The sequence below is a fragment of the Candidatus Zixiibacteriota bacterium genome, assembly GCA_022865345.1.
In the GTDB taxonomy this organism is placed as follows: domain Bacteria; phylum Zixibacteria; class MSB-5A5; order MSB-5A5; family RBG-16-43-9; genus RBG-16-43-9.
Window position 1 is genome coordinate 1 of record JALHSU010000261.1, and the last position, 16,607, is coordinate 16,607.

Here is a 16,607-nt window from a genome sequence, read left to right on the forward strand (position 1 = left end):
GAAAAGGTCATTCGAGACCAGTCTCCAGTTTCTCTTCTTCATAATAAGCTGGAGTTTGTGAAAATCGATACAGACAGTGAACAAAAGGGGAGCCCTGAAAGGATTTTTCTTTTGATTCCGTGAGAGTAACAGACTATAAACCTGCGAAGAGAAAGGAGCCTGCTGTCCTGCCCGAACGATTGTCCTTATTATCTCATTCGTGGGGGATTTCGGTTTAAACCGGCGAATAGATTTGTGATTGATTATGGCTTTGATTACCTGATTTTTCTTCATTGATTCTCCTTGTCTAAGAGTATAGTCAAGCTGTAGGGGCATCCCGCCGCAGAAGGTGATGGGTGGAGGCAAGCTCCACCCCTACGCGATATCTGTTTAAATAACAACACCTTCTTAAATATGATTGCGATTTCATTGTTCTCCACCTTATTTCCAATTTCTTTCTTAGAGCATTTTTTATAATAAACCGTTACCGAAATACTGAAAAACTACACGCGCGGGACTGTACCCCTACAAATTTCTTCTCGTTCAGGTTATCAACGTACAAATTTTGTCAAGCAAAAATGCAGAGGAAACCTTCAGGTTTCCCTGAGTCAGACAGGGCGAGGGGACCTCGCCCCTACTGAGCCCTAATTGCGTTACCTGGCGGTATATCCGCCATCGATGACCAGTTCGCTGCCAGTGATAAATTTGGATTCATCTGATGCCAGGTAGATAATCCCGTAGGCAATATCCTCCGGTTCGCCTATATGTCCAACCGGCTGTAAGCTGTCTAACATTTTTCTACCTGCTTCGAAATCTCCCTGGGATTTTAGGTAGTTTTCTACCATTGGTGTCCAGATGAAACCGGGATGAATTGAATTTACCCTTATTTTATCCTGCGCATAAAGGAAAGCATCGGTTTTGGTCATTATCCTGACCGCACCTTTGGAAGCATGATATGGCGGTACATCCGGTGCACTCACGATGCCGTAAATAGAGGAAAGATTGATTATGCTTCCGCCTCCGGCTTTTCTCATATAGGGTATTACGTGTTTGGTACAGAAGAATACTCCTTTGACATTGACAGCCATAACCCGATCCCACTCCTCTTCAGTGATCTCGTGGGTTGGCTTGCTTACTCCGGCTATGCCTGCATTATTAACTAAGACATCGATTTTCCCGAAGGTTTTCTGAATATCTGCAAAAACTTTCTGGATTTCTTTTTCATTTGAGACATCCAGATGCCAGAACTTCGCAATGCTGCCAGATTTTTTTATCTGGTCTGATACACCTTGTCCTTCTCTGTCTAAAATATCGGTCACTGCAACCTTTGCTCCCTCTTCTGCCAGGTAAATACAGGCTGATTTGCCGATTCCCAAAGCCCCACCGGTTACGATGGCAACCTTATTCTCTACTCTACCCATTTTTGTCTCCTTGAATTTTAGATTTTTTGTCAAGCAGTAGCCCCACCTTGCCCTCAAGGCGGGATATTCACCCACTTTGAGGCAACGTGGGTCCACCGGTTAGGAAAGATCATGGTAGGCGCAAGCTTCAGCTTGCGAAGTGTAGGGGCTGGGTTGCCCAGCCCAAAATCACTGGGCGAGGGGACCTCGCCCCTACAGGTCAGACAGGGATGTCTGGCCTACCGAATGTTATCTTTACTGTGACTGACCCATCCCGAATATCTTGAATAAAAAAGCATAGATATCGGACTGTTCATCAATAACTTTTGACGTCGGTTTTCCACCGCCGTGCCCGGCTTTGGTTTCCACCCGTAGTAGAATTGGATTATTGCCTGCATTTACGGCTTGCAGGGCAGCGGCGAATTTCTTAGCATGCAAAGGTGCGACCCGGTCATCAGTATCTGCGGTGGTGATTAGAGTTGGAGGATAAACCGTTCCCTTTTTGACGTTTTGCAGAGGAGAATAAGCATAAATGTAGGTGAACTCCTCCGGGCTTCTGCTCGCATCCCCATATTCAGGTATCCAGTAGCGACCCACTGTGAATTTCTGATACTTTAACATATCGGTAAGTGGCACCTGACAGATGACTGCTCCGTATAATTCCGGGCGCTGGGTCATACAGGCAGCTACTAAAAGTCCGCCATTGCTTCCTCCAATGAGAGCTAACTTGTCAGTGCTGGTGAAACGGTTCTGAATCAGCCACTCGCCTGCGGAGATAAAATCATCAAACACATTCTGCTTTCGGTTAAGCATCCCTGCCTGATGCCAGGCTTCGCCATATTCGTTCCCCCCGCGCAGATTGGCTAAAGCAAACACACCGCCGTTTTCCAGCCAGACCAAACGGGAAATAGAGAAATAAGGTTGCATGCTCGCGTTAAAACCTCCATAACCAGTAAGCAGAACTGGATTGGAGTAGTCAAACTTCAGCCCTTTTTTATGAACGATGAACATCGGCACTTTGGTCCCGTCTTTTGAGTCATAGAATATCTGCTGGCTTTCATAAGCTGAGAAAATGAAATTGATCTCTGGCTGGTAAAAAGTCGAGACTTCCCCTTTCTCAAAGTCATAGCGTAAAATGGTTGTGGGATAAAGAAAAGAGGTAAACTCAAAAAACATCTCCTTATCAGTGCGTCTGCCAGAGATGTAGCCAACTGAGCCTAAATCAGGCAAATCGATTTCCTTTTTGAATTTTCCGTTAAAGTCATACAGTTTAAGCTTGTCGTGTGCATCCTGCATGGAAACGACCACAAGCTGGCCATCCACCATTCTGGCGTCTGAGAGTACCTCGGTTGTCTGAGGAATGACCTCCTTCCAGTTCTTCGGGTCTGGATTTTTGATATTGATCTGAATGATCTTGCCATGCGGGGCATCTAAATCGGTGCGGAAATAGAAGAGAGTATCTAAATTACCAACAAAGGCATAATTGGCATCTGCTTTATCTAAGAGTTTGATAAAGGGGTTCTGACTCTCGACTTCACGATAGTAGACCCGGTTTTTCGGGTCTGTTCCAAGCTCCACATATAAGACCAGATATTTCCCATCCTCAGTGATGAAGGGTGTGAAGGAAAGCTCTTTGTGCTCTGGGTCTTCAGAGACTAACTGATCCTCGGCTTGAGAAGTGCCAAGCTTGTGGAAGTAGACTTTGTTGTAACTATACTGGTCCTCTTCCGGGACTGAGCCCGGCTCAGGATACCGGTTATAGAAAAAACCAGTGCTGTCATTTTTCCAGGCCACATTGGTGAACTTACACCATTTTATAGTCTCAGGAAATTCCTTCTTAGTGTCGATATTTAGAATCTTGATTTCCTGCCAGTCGCTTCCGCTTTTAGATATACCGTATGCCAAAAGGGTTCCGTCCTTACTGTAAGCCAGAAGCGAAAGGGCAATGGTCCCATCCGGGCTAAGTTTATTCGGGTCCAGCACTACCTCCGGTTCACCAGTCAGAGTTTTCTGCATATAGAGGACTGACTGGTTCTGCAGTCCATCATTTTTGGAGAAAAAGTAGCGCCCGCCTTCTTTTTGGGGAGTAGAATATCTGGGAAAATTCATTAATTCGGTCAGCCGGGCTTTGATTTTCTCCCTTGCCGGGATAGCGCCAATATAAGTATGGGTAAGCTTATTCTCAGCCTCCACCCAGGCTTGCGTTTCAGGTGAATCAGGGTTTTCCAGCCAGCGATAAGGGTCAGGCACCTTGGTGCCAAAATAGTCATCCACGACATTGTCCATCCGGGCAGGTGGATATGTGAGCTTTTGGGCGTTGATTATCCCAAAGAACAAAATTGTCAGAAGGCAAACTGCTAACGAAGTCAAAAGAAAATGAACTTTACTTACTTTTGTTAATTGGTTGAATCTTCTTTCCATGTAGATACTCCTTTCTTAAGTTTCTATTTTGAACTTATGACTAATACATATAATGAAAATCTTAATTCACTCTTGAAGAATTTGGCTAATTACAGTTGATAAAGTAAATATATACTCTGATAGGTCAAGAACAGTAGTAACAAAGTCATATTTTAATAAAGGTCTTTTAGATTCATTGAATCTATTTGAAATTACATTCTTCTTTTGTCCCGTATGGAATAGAAGTTCATTCAACCAATAGTGGAGGTTTTCTTCAGGATTAAATTCCTTATCAATAAAGGTCTGACCTATATAGGATTCTTCTAAGGCTGTTTTAAAAGATGCTCGTATCTCAGCTATTTGCTTTTTCAGTTCGTCACTTTCTAACTTTGTATGAAGAAGATTACATATAGAATAAAAATGATTTGGCTCATCCTGTAGCAAAAAAGTTCGAAAATCGATTAACATTGAGCGGAAATCGTCTTCATCAGGGAAAATTGTTTTATATCCAATCTTTTTACCAATGTAAACCTCTAGAAAATGTTTTGGATATCCATCTTTGAATAATCTTCTATTTTTTAATTCCTGAGCGCGGTACAAAAATACCTTTAGTTTTTGTTTCTCTTCTTCTATCAATTTCGCAGACATGGTTTTCGGTTACGCTACTTTGAGTTTAATTGTTCATTTCTTAGTCCTCATCCTATTGTTCTTTTTGTCCTTATTTTATTCATTATCTTCCAAAAGTCAAGTCATCTTTTATTTTCAAAAAAATACATAGAGACGCATTCTATGCGTCTCTACAAATGTAGGAGCAATTCATGTCCATTTGGATCCATCTGGAAATTGCCCCTACAAGAAAAAACTGGAGGTCTGAAGACCTCCGCTACAAAAAACCTGTAGGGGCGTATTGTGTAATACGCCCCTACGCAAAAAGACAAGGGCGGGGAAACCCCGCCCCTACAGGAAACTACATTCTTTTCTTGCCGATCAATTCCTTTATGTCCAATCTCAATATCCCTACGTCTTGGTAGCTTTGTTCGCTTTTGATAGATTTTTCCTTTACCTTGCCCGGATTTTTTTCCAAATGGTTTATCAACACATCTATTCCATGCTTCTTTTCTCCCAGATTCTCCACAATAAACATCTCTCCCCAGAACACCACTGAACGATATTTCTGTTCGCATTCATCCGTTACATAGCCCAGGTCTTCTATTATAGTTCCGCACACCTGAGGATTTTCATTAATAAAATCAATCTTCAATCCCTTTTTTGCGCAATGGAAATAAAGAGCATTTTTGTCCTTGTCATAACCGTAATTCAAGGCAACGATGTAAGGTTCATTTTTCCGGCACATGGAAATCGTTGCATACTTCCCTCGTTTCAGAATTTCCATCAATTCATTTGAATCGGTTATCTCCCGGTCCTTTTTTTTCATATGGTATCTTGCCATTATCTATGTCCTCCTAAAATAATTTATATTTACCAAGTTTGAGATAGCGTGGATAACCGGTTTTTGTAGGGGCGAGGTTTCCTCGCCCTCCACCCTCGGGTTGGTAGCCGCAGACTTTAGTCTGCGCTTTTATGATTCGCAACCTGAAGGTTGCGGCTACCAAGATAAGCACGGACGATGTACTCCATATATTAAAACCCTAACTCCTCCCCTACTAAAATCACGGTTATCCTTCCTTTTTCCCTTTCGCCCTCGATCACTAAAAGCTGATTGCACATCCGGTCGAATTCTGGAGCACGGCACAGATCATAATCGCAAAAACCTGTTTCCCTGCAAGGGGTATTAAAATCCAGCCTTTTAGCATTCATCGGGGCAGATAGATTCCTGGTCCGGTCTATCCCCTCTTTTATATCTTTGACGATTTTGTTTACCCCGCAAACGATTATCACTTTTTTTCCATAGCAAAGCCCCGCGATCTTATTTCCCATACCGCTGATATTGACAAGCTCTCCGTTTAACGTAACCGCATTGGTTCCGGAAAGAAAATAGTCAGCGCTAACTCCTTCTTTTCTTATTTTCAAACTTTCTTCTTTAGAAAGGTCCGGGAGATATTGATTGTATAGTTTATAATTTCCTTTCATCAACTCATCTAATATCCCCAATTCTTTTAAGGTAACCGAGCCAGCTAAGCCAACAGATGCACCCTCTGGAATTAAACTCAAGACTTTTTCCCTCGCCTCTTTTCCGGTTTTGAAATAAAAGGCTTCGATGTTGTTTTTTTTCAAACTCTGCAGGACTTTAGCCGACAGCTTCTCATAATACCAGAGCTTGTCTTTATCCATTTTACCTCCATCTTTAAACTCCCAATAAATGAATGTGGTTGATTTCGTCAAGCAGGTTTTTCAGGGGAATCAGATTAAAGGCTTGTGATTCTTATGAATCTTGAGCATTTGAATTTTTCCCTATACCTTTAATTCATTTCTGCCGATAAGTATAATAGTATTTTTTGAATTTTTTACTCGCTATTTTTATTTATTTACGTATAACAATAAGCAGTTGGCTTTTGAAGGATTAAGTAAGTGGATTTTAGAGTAATATAGAAAAGAGCGTAATTGACCACGAAAGCCTCTGGTTTTTAGTGGGTTTCTTCGTGGTTTTTGTTTTTAACATTTTTTTCAACGGAAGGTGGTGAGAAAGTTTTGGCAGAAGGGAAAGTAAAGTGGTTTAACGAGGCTAAGGGTTTTGGCTTTATCGAGCCGAGCGATGGCGGAAAGGACGTCTTCGTGCATTTTTCAGCCATCAAGGCAGAGGGATATAAGTCCCTGCAGGAGGGAGACCAGGTTGGCTTCGATATCACCCCGGGTCCCAAAGGACCACAGGCAATTAATGTAGTTAAATTATAAAATAAGATTTAACCGCATTATAAGCTCTCCCGCAGAAATGCGGGAGGGTTTTTTTATTTTTTGTAGGGGCGATCCGTCGAAGGCGGACTCGCTCTTGGTCTGCCAATATTCTAAAAATCGCTATCTGAAGACCTCCGCTACAAATGTGACAAAGGTCACCCTCAAACTCGTTTGAGGGTGCCACCCCATTAAGACAAAGTAATAGTAAAGGGTGCCATCCCCAATCAAGATTGGGGATGTTCTTATTTAAAAAAGCTGTGCGAACCGCAGGGGCGAGGTTCTCTCGACCTCATTGTTTGTTGACAGTAGCCTGAGTTGTCTTCGACATAGGTCTGTTATAGGGGCGTATTGCTCTTCGACTTCGCTCAGAGCAGTGAGCCGGTCGAACTGCAATACGCCCCTACATGAAAATTGCATGCATAGTCCCGCAAAGACCTGATGTCCTTGCATGAATTCCATTAATGAAATCATTTTTATTTTCAAATCATTCCAAACAGAACGGTAATCAAGGCTGTAATATTCAATAAAGGCTTTAGGTTTTTAACCTAAGGTCTTTTGTTTTAATCTGGATGTAGGAGATTTTCCTTGACAAGCGGGGTTTAATTTTTTATTTATCTTAGTTTATGAAGATTGACCTGAAATCTCTCAGGGATGAGGTAAATTATTTAGACTTAGAAGGAACTGCTGACTCCCTGGGGCTTAAAATCGAATGGGTGGAGTTTCCCCACCCGGTCAAAGTGAACCTGAGGGTCTTACGCTCCTGGAAGAATTATATCGGCGAGGGAAAGGTCGAAACCGTAGCCTTATTCGAGTGCTCCCGCTGTCTGAAAGAATACTCTCAGACCTTGAAAGCAGATATCAGATTCCTGCTCAAGGAAGAAAAAGACCAGATAATCCTGGAATCCGACGACCGGGAAAACCAGGTCCAGACTGGAAATTTCTTCAAGCTGGATGACCTGGTGAGAGAAAGCTTGATTTTATCCATACCTTTGAAGTCACTGTGCCAGGAGGACTGTAAGGGGCTTTGTCCGACCTGCGGAACAGATTTGAACGTAACAACCTGTGAATGCAAGAAAGAACAGATCGACCCGCGCTGGGAGAAACTAAGGGATTTGAAAACTGAAAAGAAGTAAAAAGGGAGACGGAATACCTAAGAAGTATGACCATAAGAAAAGATAATTCAGGAGAAGAAAATGCCACTGCCTAAAAGAAGACATTCCAAGACCAGAGGAGCCAAACGAAGAACTCACTGGAAACTCGACGCTCCGAATGTTACCAGATGTTCTCATTGTCACCAGCCAAAACTGCCCCATCATGTCTGCCCGCATTGCGGATATTATGATGGCAAGGAAATCATAACCCCAGAAGAGACAACCTGAGCCGGGAGTCCCGCTTTTAGCGGGAATACGGCAAGCAGGGAGGAGTAAGCTTTGATCCGGATCGCCTTAGATGCCATGGGAGGAGATTATGCACCTGGATCAGTAGTGGAAGGTGCATTTTTAGCCTACCAGAAGAAAACCGACGATTTCAAGATCACCCTGGTCGGGGAGAAAGAAAAAATCGAAAAGGAGCTTTTGAGGCTCAACCTGCACAACTCTTTTTTCACCATAGAAAACGCAACCGAAAATGTGCGGATGGAGGAAAGCCCGACTGAGGCACTTAAGGAAAAGAAGAACTCCTCCATCGCGGTTGGTACCAGGCTGCAGAAGGAGAACAAGGTGGATGCTTTTATCTCCAGCGGTAATACCGGCGCGGTGATGGCTACCTCTCTTTTAACCTTAGGCCGATTAGAAGGGGTTTCCCGGCCGGCGATTGCCACCTGCCTTCCCACTGAAAAAGGGGTGGTGGTCTTCTTAGACGTTGGAGCTAATGCAGAATGCAAAGCCATAAACCTTTACCAGTTCGGGGTGATGGGAAGCATCTATGCCTCCCATGTTTTGAAAAAGGAATCTCCCAAGGTAGGTCTGCTTTCCATCGGAGAGGAAAGCACCAAAGGGACTGACATAGTTCAGGAGGCGCACAAGCTTTTGGAAAAGGGCCCGGTTAATTTCGTAGGCAACGTTGAAGGGACAGACGTTTTAAAAGGGACCTGCGACGTGGTGGTCACGGATGGTTTCGTGGGTAACATCGTTTTGAAGTTTACGGAAAGCATTGACGGATTTTTAACTTCTTTGGTTCACAAAAGGGTTAAGCAGAGCCTGCTTTTCAGATTCGGAGCTTTTCTTTTGAAAATCTCTCTCCGGGATTTAAGAAAAGTTTTAGACTATGCTGAATATGGCGGAGCCCCCCTTTTAGGGGTGAATGGAGTTTCTATAATCTGCCACGGAAAGTCTTCTCCCAAAGCCATCCAGAATGCTGTAAAAGTCGGAGTCGATATGGTTAAGGAAAAGGTAAATGAGATGATCCAGGAGAAACTTGCGAATAATAATAATCTGATGAAGGGGTAAAGATGTCTAACCGATATGATGCAGTTATCACCGGAACGGGCTCCTTTACTCCGGAGAAGGTTTTGACTAATGCGGATTTGGAGAAGATGGTCGAGACCACGGATGAATGGATAACCGCCCGCAGCGGGATCAAGGAAAGAAGGATTGCAGATAAAGAGACAGCTGCCTCCGATCTATGTCTCGAAGCTACAAAGAAAGCCATGGCAGAGGCAAAGATAAAACCAGAGGAGCTCGATTTGATCCTGATCGGGACCGTTACTCCGGATTATCTTTTACCCTCGACTGCCTGCATCCTTCAGGATAGATTGGGGGCGAAAAATGCCGCGGTGATGGATATAGTTGCTGCCTGCAGTGGTTTCATTTACGGGCTTTCAGTGGCTCAGGCTTTCATCTATTCCGGGAAATACAAGACCATCCTGGTAATCGGGGTCGAAGTTTTATCCAAGATCACCAATTGGAATGACCGGAACACCTGTGTTCTTTTCGGTGACGGAGCTGGTGCAGCTATTGTTCAGAGGACTCAGGAAAATAATAAGGGCATATTAGCCACTTATATATGCGGAGATGGTTCCCTGGCTAATCTTTTGCATATTCCGGTTGGCGGAACAAGGACGCCTCTGACCAAAGAGAATATCGATAAAGGGGATCAATACATCAAGATGGAAGGAAGCGAGGTTTTTAAATCAGCCGTTAGGTCGATGGGGGATGCAGCTTTGAAGGCTTTAAAAGAAGCCAATATCTCCTCGGAGCAGATTGACCTTCTAATTCCGCATCAGGCAAATATAAGGATTATCGAGGCAACTGCCAAAAGGTTAAAAATGCCTATGGAAAAGGTTTTCGTCAATATAGATAAATACGGGAACACCTCTGCTGCCTCTATCCCGATTGCCTTAGACGAGGCAAGGAAATCCGGCCGGATAAAACCAGGTGACATCACTCTTCTGGTGGCTTTCGGGGCAGGATTCACCTGGGGCTCAGCAGTGATTAGATGGTAAGAAAAGCAGGTAGCTCGTAGCAAGGAGCATGTAGCAAAAGAAGAGAGAAGATTAAATTGCTCTCCGTTGGTGTCTTCACCAACGGAGCCTTGTTGGTCAGGAGACCAACAAGGAGCAAGAATGATAACTGTCATTCTGAGCCCGTAGGGCGAAGAATCTGTTTTCAAGTAAAATTCAATTGATTCTTCAGTCGTCCATTTGGACCTCTTCAGAATGACAAAGAGAATGTCGCACAATAAAATTTATGGATAAAAAATTTACCTTCGTCTTTCCCGGTCAGGGTTCCCAGTATGTGGGGATGGCTAAAGATTTGTATGAGTCCTCCTTTGAGGTAAAAGAGCTTTATGCTAAAGCCTCAGATGTTCTGGAATACGATTTAGCGAAAGTCAGCTTTGAAGGACCAGAAGAGCTTTTAGTTCAGACCAAATATACCCAGCCAGCCATCTTTGTTCACAGTGTGTCTCTGTGGCAGTTTCTAAAAAAAGAAGGAATTCTCCCCTCTTTTGTAGCCGGACATAGTTTAGGTGAGTATTCAGCCGCAGTTTGTGCTGGATTTTTTTCGTTTGAAGACGGGCTCAAAGCAGTCAAACACCGGAGCCTTCTGATGCAAAAGGCATGTGATAAAGAAAAAGGGACTATGGCGGCAATTATCGGCTTGTCCAGAGAAAAGGTTCTGGAGTTGTGTAAACAGGCGTCTAATTATGGTATAGTTCAGCCAGCCAATTTCAATTCCCCTGACCAGGTAGCCATAACCGGTGATTTAAAAGGTGTGGAGAAAGGGGCTGAGTTAGCTAAGGAATTCGGTGCAAAAAGGGTTATGCTGCTCTCGGTAGGTGGTGCTTATCACTCCCCTTTGATGGCTTTGGCAAAAGAAGGGATGGCAGAGGTTCTGAACAGCATGAAAATCAATCCAGGACAAGCACCATTGATTGCCAACGTCACTGCCACTCCAACCAAAGATCCGGTTGAGCTGAAATATCTTCTGATAGAGCAGATAACCAGCTCGGTTCTGTGGCAACAGTCGATAGAATATCTTTACAGTCAGGGGATAAGAGATTTTGTTGAAATAGGTCCGGGGAAAGTCCTGCAAGGGCTTTTGAGGAGGTCTTTTAAAGAGGTCAACTTATACGGGATAGATAAGCTTTCCGAGCTTGAGCAGTTCGTAAAGGAGTATAAGGCAGTTGAGGCCTAAGATATGGGTTTAAAAGGGAAAGTTGCTTTAATCACCGGTGCCGCACAAGGGATAGGAAAAGCTATCTCTGAAAAGCTTGCTTCATCCGGTGTAAATTTGATTCTCTGGGATGTAAACTTGGAGTTAGCTGAAAAAGTGGCATCTGAGCTGCAAACCGAGAAAAATATAAAAGCCCTGGCCCAAAAGGTGGACGTATCAAATTACTCTATGGTGGAAGCAGGTTTAAAAAAAGCGCTGGAGGAATTTTTGCAGATCGATATTTTAGTCAACAATGCTGGTATAACCCGGGATGAACTTTTGATACGAATGAGCGAGGAGGACTGGGATAAAGTTATAGATGTGAATCTCAAAGGCACATTTAACTTAAGCAAGGCGGTTTCCAGGATTATGCTGAAACAAAAATCCGGAAGAATCGTAAACATAAGCTCGGTTGTGGGGTTAATGGGGAATATCGGGCAGGTGAACTATTCTGCCTCCAAAGCTGGGCTTTTGGGCCTGACCAAGTCTTTAGCTAAGGAGTTAGCTTCAAGGGATATAACAGTCAACGCAGTAGCACCTGGATATATCAAGACCGAGATGACGGAAAAGATTCCGGAAGAGGCGAAAAAGGCTTTTCTTTCTTCCATCCCTTTGAGAAGAGAAGGGTTGCCTGAAGACGTGGCAAATACTGTTGCATTTTTGGTTTCGGATGAAGCGAGTTATATTACCGGACAGGTGATGCAGGTGGATGGTGGATTGCTGATGTAAAAAAGCTGGTAGCAGGGAGCGAAAAAACGTAGCGTCAGGCTTTACGCCCGACGTAAAAGAAAAGTTCAAAGGTTTAAAGGTTCAAGGGAAAAAAATAAAGAAAAGAATCAGGGATAACAATTAAAAAGGAGGAGGTGAAAAAATGGCATCAGTGGATGAAAAGGTAAAGGAAATAATCGTGGAGCAGTTGGGAGTGGACCCGGCTCAGGTTACGCCGGAGGCTTCTTTTGTAAACGACTTAGGAGCTGATTCCTTAGATACGGTGGAGTTAGTAATGGCTTTAGAGGAGGAGTTCAACCTGGAGATACCGGACGAGGAGGCTGAGAAGATCACGACTGTGGGACAGGCGATTGAATATATCAAGCAGAACAGTTCCAAGGAAGCATAAAAGCTCTATTTGAAAATGGTTTTTGCATTAGTAAGAAATCATAAAATCAGGTGAGTTAAATGAAAAGGAGAGTAGTTCTCACCGGGTTGGGGGTTATCTCTCCGGTGGGTAACAGTGTGGAGGAGCTGTGGGAAGCTCTGAAAAGCGGCAAATCCGGAGCAGGTAAGATAACCAGGTTTGACGTTTCGAATTTTACCACCCGGATTGCGGCTGAGGTAAAAGGGTTTGACCCTCTGCAGTATATCGACAAGAAGGAAGCCCGCAGAATGGGTTTGCACGAGCAGTACTCTATGTCCACTGCTTTTCAGGTAATGCAGGATGCGAAGCTGGACTCCAACTCATTCGACCCGGACAAAGCTGGAGCAGTTATCGGAAGCGGGATCGGAGGGGTAGACGTTATGGAAACCCAGCATTCGGTCCTTCTAAAAGACGGGCCGGGAAGGGTAAGCCCTTTCTTTGTTCCTATGATGATCGTGGACATGTCTGCTGGCCTGGTTTCCATACGTTACAATCTGAAAGGTCCTAATTATGCCACAGTCTCTGCCTGTGCCTCCGGCGCGCATGCGATTGCAGATTCCTTCAAGATCATTCAGAGGGGGGATGCGGAGTTAATGGTTACCGGAGCAAGCGAAGCTTCCATCACCCCGCTTGCCTTGGCCGGGTTTTGCTCTGCCAGGGCCTTATCCACCAGAAATGAGGAGCCGGAAAAAGCTTCCAGACCCTTTGACAAATTAAGAGATGGCTTTGTTATGGGCGAAGGATCAGGAATGCTGATTCTGGAGAGTTTAGAGCATGCGCAAAAAAGAGGGGTTAAAATCTATGCGGAGATGGTGGGGGTCGGAATGACTGCAGATGCCTATCATATCACTGCCCCGGCCCCAGACGGGGATGGAGCTATTCGCTCGATGAAATTAGCTCTTCAGGATGCCGGGCTAAACCCGGAGGAAGTGGATTATATCAACACGCACGGCACCTCCACAGATTTAGGTGACATCGCCGAGACCAAGGCAATAAAAAATGTGTTTGGAGAAAGGGCTTACAAGATTCCGGCTAATTCCACCAAGTCGCTGGTCGGACACCTTTTGGGAGCAGCCGGCGCAGTTGAGCTGATTGCGACCATAAAATCTATGGAGCAGGGGATTTTGCATCCTACTATAAACCAGGAGGTGCCTGACCCGGAATGTGACTTGGACTATGTTCCGAACCAATTTCGAAAGCACCAGATCAGGGTGGCTTTAAGCAACTCCTTCGGATTTGGAGGGCATAACATAACCCTGGCCATAAAAAAATTCGAAGAATAAACCCTTCTCTAATTTTCCTATGAGATTTGAACCGGGCAGGTTTATCAGGAACTTATTTTTTAGATCAAAAGCTGGTTTAAAAGAAGGGTTAGAGCAAAGGCTGGGGTATAAGTTCAGAAACAAAGCTCTCTTAGAAGAGGCACTGATTCACCGCTCTTTCTTAAAAGAGGCTGGCAAAGAGAGAACTTCCTCTTATGAAAGACTGGAGTTTTTAGGTGATGCGGTCTTGGGACTTTCGGTCAGCCTGTATCTTTTTGAGAATTTCCCGGACAAAGATGAGGGGGAATTAACCAAGCTCAAAGCCACTTTGGTGAGCGAGGTAAATCTTTCCCGCCGGGCAAAACTGATCTCCTTAGGGAAATATCTTCATTTAAGCGCAGAGGAGGAAAAATCCGGAGGAAGGTCCAGGCCTTCTATCCTGTCTGATTCGTATGAAGCCCTGTTAGGTGCTATTTTTTTGGATGGTGGTCTGGCAGCAGCAGAACAGTTTATCCAGGCACATCTCCTGAAAAATTTAAAGGAGACGGCTGAAGATAAATCTATGCATAACTACAAGGGTGAGCTTCTGGAACTGCTGCAGGCTGAAGGTGAGGGGATTCCCAAATATGAGGTTTTGGAGGAGGAGGGACCTGACCATCAGAAGATGTTCACCATCGGGGTTTATTCCAAGGGAAAACTTTTAGGAACAGGGAAAGGGTTAAGTAAAAAAGAGGCTGAGCAAAGTGCCGCCAAGATGGCTTTAGAGGAACTCGAAAAGGAGACAAATTAGAAATGGATTTTCTGTTGACTGAAGAGCAGAAAAAGTTAAGAGAGCTGAGCAGGAAGATAGCTTTGGAAAAAATTCTCCCGAAGAGAGAATATTTTGATGAGACTGAGGAGTTCCCCTGGGAGATAGTAAAGGAGTTAGCTTCAGCCGGGCTGTTTGAGGTTTACATTTCTGAGGAATATGGAGGAAAAGGCGGTGGGGTTACTGAGCTTGCTGTGGTGGCTGAGGAGCTTTCCAGGGTCTGCGGTGGAATCGCGCTTTCCTTTGCCGGAACTGCTTTGGGAACTTATCCGATCCTGCTTTTCGGAAATGAAAAGCAGAAGAAAAAGTACCTTCCACTTATAGCTAAAGGTGAAAAATTAGCCGCTTTCGGGTTGACCGAGCCGAATGCGGGTAGCGATGCCTCATCCATTCAGACCCAGGCAAAGAAAGTAGAGGGTGGGTATCTTTTGAACGGGACCAAACAGTGGATCACCAACGGAGGAGAAGCGGAAGTTTACACCATAGTCGCAGTCACAGATAAAAGCAAAGGAGCAAGAGGCGCATCTGCATTCATAGTGGAGAAAGGGTACGAGGGTTTTTCCTTTGGCAAAAAAGAAAAGAAAATGGGAATTAGGGCATCTGCCACCCGGGAGCTTAATTTTTCGGACTGTTTTGTGCCAGAGGAAAACCTTTTGGGAAAAGAAGGGGGCGGGTTTATCGTGGCGATGAGAACTTTTGACAAAACCAGACCCGGTGTTGCAGCTCAATCCTTAGGTATTGCCCAGGGGGCTTTGGACGAAGCTCTGGTTTATTCCAGAAAAAGGGAACAGTTTGGACAGCAGATCTCCTCTTTTCAGGACATTCAGTTTAAGTTAGCGGATATGGCAACCCAGATCGAGGCAGCCAGAGCACTGGTCTATTCAGTTGCACTTCTCATCGACTCCGGAGCAGAAAAAGTCTCCAAGGAATCCTCTATGGCTAAGATATTCGCTTCAGACGTAGCAGTCAAAGTGACCAGTATGGCTGTGCAGATTTTTGGAGGATATGGTTACCTGAGAAACTATCCAGTCGAAAAGATGATGCGGGATGCCAAGATAACCCAGATCTACGAAGGCACAAATGAGATCCAGAGGGGAATTATCGCGCTGAACCTCATCAAAGAGATAGTTAGTAAGAAATAAAAATGTAGGGGCGGGGTTTCTCCGCCCCGAATTACGGATGCTGGGACAGGGGTTGTACCCCTGTCCCCTCTTTTTTACGGGCAGGAGTCCAACTCCTGCCCGAGCAACGAATAGTGTCATTGCGAGGAGGTCATTTGACCGACGAAGCAATCCTCTGTCAGAGATTGTGAGGGTCAGCACCAACACCTGCGTGATTCTTGTTTTAGATCTCCCCTATAATTTCGCCTTTTTTTCAAATTAAACATTTGACTTGGGTTTTATAAAATTTATATTAGGGCTGAACATATTCTCATATTGTCTTAATTTTTTGCGCCCATAGCTCAAATGGATAGAGCGCCTGACTACGGATCAGACGGTTGGGGGTTCGACTCCCTCTGGGCGCAAGAAAGACAGTGATTAGTGATTAGCAGAGAAAGTCGAGTTTTCTAGAGGCATGACCGGGAGGGCTAAGATGTATAAGAAAAAACTCCTCTTGCTGATAGTCAGAATCATATTTCTGGTTTTACTGGTTAATTTTTCTTCCTTGGTCCTCAGTTGCGTCAACCCTCTTGGATTTGGCGATAAAGGCGGACTAATTATGGTAACCGGAAAAGTGCAAGCAGGAGTGGAGTCGGATTGCTGGATTTTGATTTCAAATGCAGGAAAATCTTATGAGCTTTACGGTGAAAGGTCTTCAGAAATTAAAAAGGAAGGTGTTAAGGTAAAGGTCGTGGGGAAAATATTGACAAATACAGTTAGTTTTTGTATGCAAGGCACCCCTTTAGAGGTTATCAGTTATCAAAAACTGGATTGAGCAAATGGGGACAGAGTCTGAGGAGTGTAGTTTTTTAGTATTTGGGACACGGTTTTTTTTGGCCCTCGCCCTGATCTTTTTGGTTTCAGTGACAAGCTGCACCAAACCAATCCCGATCTACGAAGTGCCGCCTCCGGTTCCAAGTAAGGTGAATATATATGACAATTTTTTTGATCCTCCTAC

The 16,607-nt window shown here is 44.3% G+C and carries 18 protein-coding genes and 1 tRNA gene; 13 read left to right on the forward strand and 6 right to left on the reverse strand.

Translation table 11 applies throughout. From position 1 onward, the window contains the following. From MUP17_12375 to MUP17_12400, 6 genes are all read right to left on the reverse strand, one after another. A partial coding sequence (locus MUP17_12375) for a hypothetical protein (protein ID MCJ7459767.1) occupies positions 1-273 on the reverse strand: 273 nt, incomplete at its 3' end. A 359-nt stretch (positions 274-632) separates the two neighbouring features. Next, entirely contained in the window at positions 633-1,400 is a 768-nt protein-coding gene (locus MUP17_12380; GenBank protein MCJ7459768.1) for a glucose 1-dehydrogenase, read from the reverse strand. A 234-nt stretch (positions 1,401-1,634) separates the two neighbouring features. Beyond that, a complete protein-coding gene (locus MUP17_12385; protein ID MCJ7459769.1) occupies positions 1,635-3,800 on the reverse strand; it encodes a prolyl oligopeptidase family serine peptidase in 2,166 nt (721 codons plus the stop codon). A gap of 66 nt (positions 3,801-3,866) precedes the next feature. Further along, the gene (locus MUP17_12390; GenBank protein MCJ7459770.1) at positions 3,867-4,415 is read right to left on the reverse strand and encodes a hypothetical protein; all 549 of its coding nucleotides are present in this window, start codon (positions 4,413-4,415) and stop codon (positions 3,867-3,869) included. A gap of 331 nt (positions 4,416-4,746) precedes the next feature. After that, on the reverse strand, positions 4,747-5,229 hold the full coding sequence (locus MUP17_12395; protein ID MCJ7459771.1) for a pyridoxamine 5'-phosphate oxidase family protein: 483 nt from the start codon (positions 5,227-5,229) through the stop codon (positions 4,747-4,749). 191 nt (positions 5,230-5,420) lie between these two features. Then, entirely contained in the window at positions 5,421-6,071 is a 651-nt protein-coding gene (locus MUP17_12400; protein MCJ7459772.1) for a lactate utilization protein, read from the reverse strand. 357 nt (positions 6,072-6,428) lie between these two features. Here MUP17_12400 and MUP17_12405 point away from each other — a divergent pair, with 357 nt between their 5' ends. The 13 genes from MUP17_12405 to MUP17_12465 all read left to right on the forward strand — a co-directional run bounded on the left by MUP17_12405 (position 6,429) and on the right by MUP17_12465 (position 16,424). Beyond that, complete coding sequence (locus MUP17_12405; GenBank protein ID MCJ7459773.1) at positions 6,429-6,632, forward strand: cold-shock protein; 204 nt, start codon at positions 6,429-6,431, stop codon at positions 6,630-6,632. Between the two features lie 623 nt (positions 6,633-7,255). Then, positions 7,256-7,765, forward strand: coding sequence for a DUF177 domain-containing protein (locus MUP17_12410; protein ID MCJ7459774.1), 510 nt, complete (start codon positions 7,256-7,258; stop codon positions 7,763-7,765). A gap of 60 nt (positions 7,766-7,825) precedes the next feature. Then, complete coding sequence (gene rpmF, locus MUP17_12415) at positions 7,826-8,011, forward strand: 50S ribosomal protein L32 (GenBank protein MCJ7459775.1); 186 nt, start codon at positions 7,826-7,828, stop codon at positions 8,009-8,011. A 51-nt stretch (positions 8,012-8,062) separates the two neighbouring features. Beyond that, positions 8,063-9,079: a phosphate acyltransferase PlsX gene (gene plsX, locus MUP17_12420; GenBank protein ID MCJ7459776.1), complete on the forward strand. Its 1,017-nt coding sequence runs from the start codon at positions 8,063-8,065 to the stop codon at positions 9,077-9,079. 2 nt (positions 9,080-9,081) lie between these two features. Continuing rightward, on the forward strand, positions 9,082-10,074 hold the full coding sequence (locus MUP17_12425) for a ketoacyl-ACP synthase III (protein ID MCJ7459777.1): 993 nt from the start codon (positions 9,082-9,084) through the stop codon (positions 10,072-10,074). Between the two features lie 244 nt (positions 10,075-10,318). Next, entirely contained in the window at positions 10,319-11,266 is a 948-nt protein-coding gene (fabD, locus tag MUP17_12430; GenBank protein MCJ7459778.1) for an ACP S-malonyltransferase, read from the forward strand. Positions 11,267-11,269: 3 nt separating this feature from the next. After that, entirely contained in the window at positions 11,270-12,013 is a 744-nt protein-coding gene (gene fabG / locus MUP17_12435) for a 3-oxoacyl-[acyl-carrier-protein] reductase (protein ID MCJ7459779.1), read from the forward strand. A 142-nt stretch (positions 12,014-12,155) separates the two neighbouring features. After that, complete coding sequence (gene acpP / locus MUP17_12440; protein ID MCJ7459780.1) at positions 12,156-12,401, forward strand: acyl carrier protein; 246 nt, start codon at positions 12,156-12,158, stop codon at positions 12,399-12,401. Positions 12,402-12,460: 59 nt separating this feature from the next. Beyond that, complete coding sequence (gene fabF / locus MUP17_12445) at positions 12,461-13,702, forward strand: beta-ketoacyl-ACP synthase II (GenBank protein ID MCJ7459781.1); 1,242 nt, start codon at positions 12,461-12,463, stop codon at positions 13,700-13,702. A gap of 19 nt (positions 13,703-13,721) precedes the next feature. Beyond that, a complete protein-coding gene (gene rnc / locus MUP17_12450) occupies positions 13,722-14,471 on the forward strand; it encodes a ribonuclease III (GenBank protein MCJ7459782.1) in 750 nt (249 codons plus the stop codon). Positions 14,472-14,473: 2 nt separating this feature from the next. Beyond that, positions 14,474-15,631: an acyl-CoA dehydrogenase family protein gene (locus tag MUP17_12455; GenBank protein MCJ7459783.1), complete on the forward strand. Its 1,158-nt coding sequence runs from the start codon at positions 14,474-14,476 to the stop codon at positions 15,629-15,631. 309 nt (positions 15,632-15,940) lie between these two features. Continuing rightward, positions 15,941-16,014: transfer RNA gene (locus tag MUP17_12460), tRNA-Arg, on the forward strand. A 68-nt stretch (positions 16,015-16,082) separates the two neighbouring features. Continuing rightward, complete coding sequence (locus MUP17_12465) at positions 16,083-16,424, forward strand: hypothetical protein (protein ID MCJ7459784.1); 342 nt, start codon at positions 16,083-16,085, stop codon at positions 16,422-16,424. Positions 16,425-16,607 lie beyond the last annotated feature (183 nt).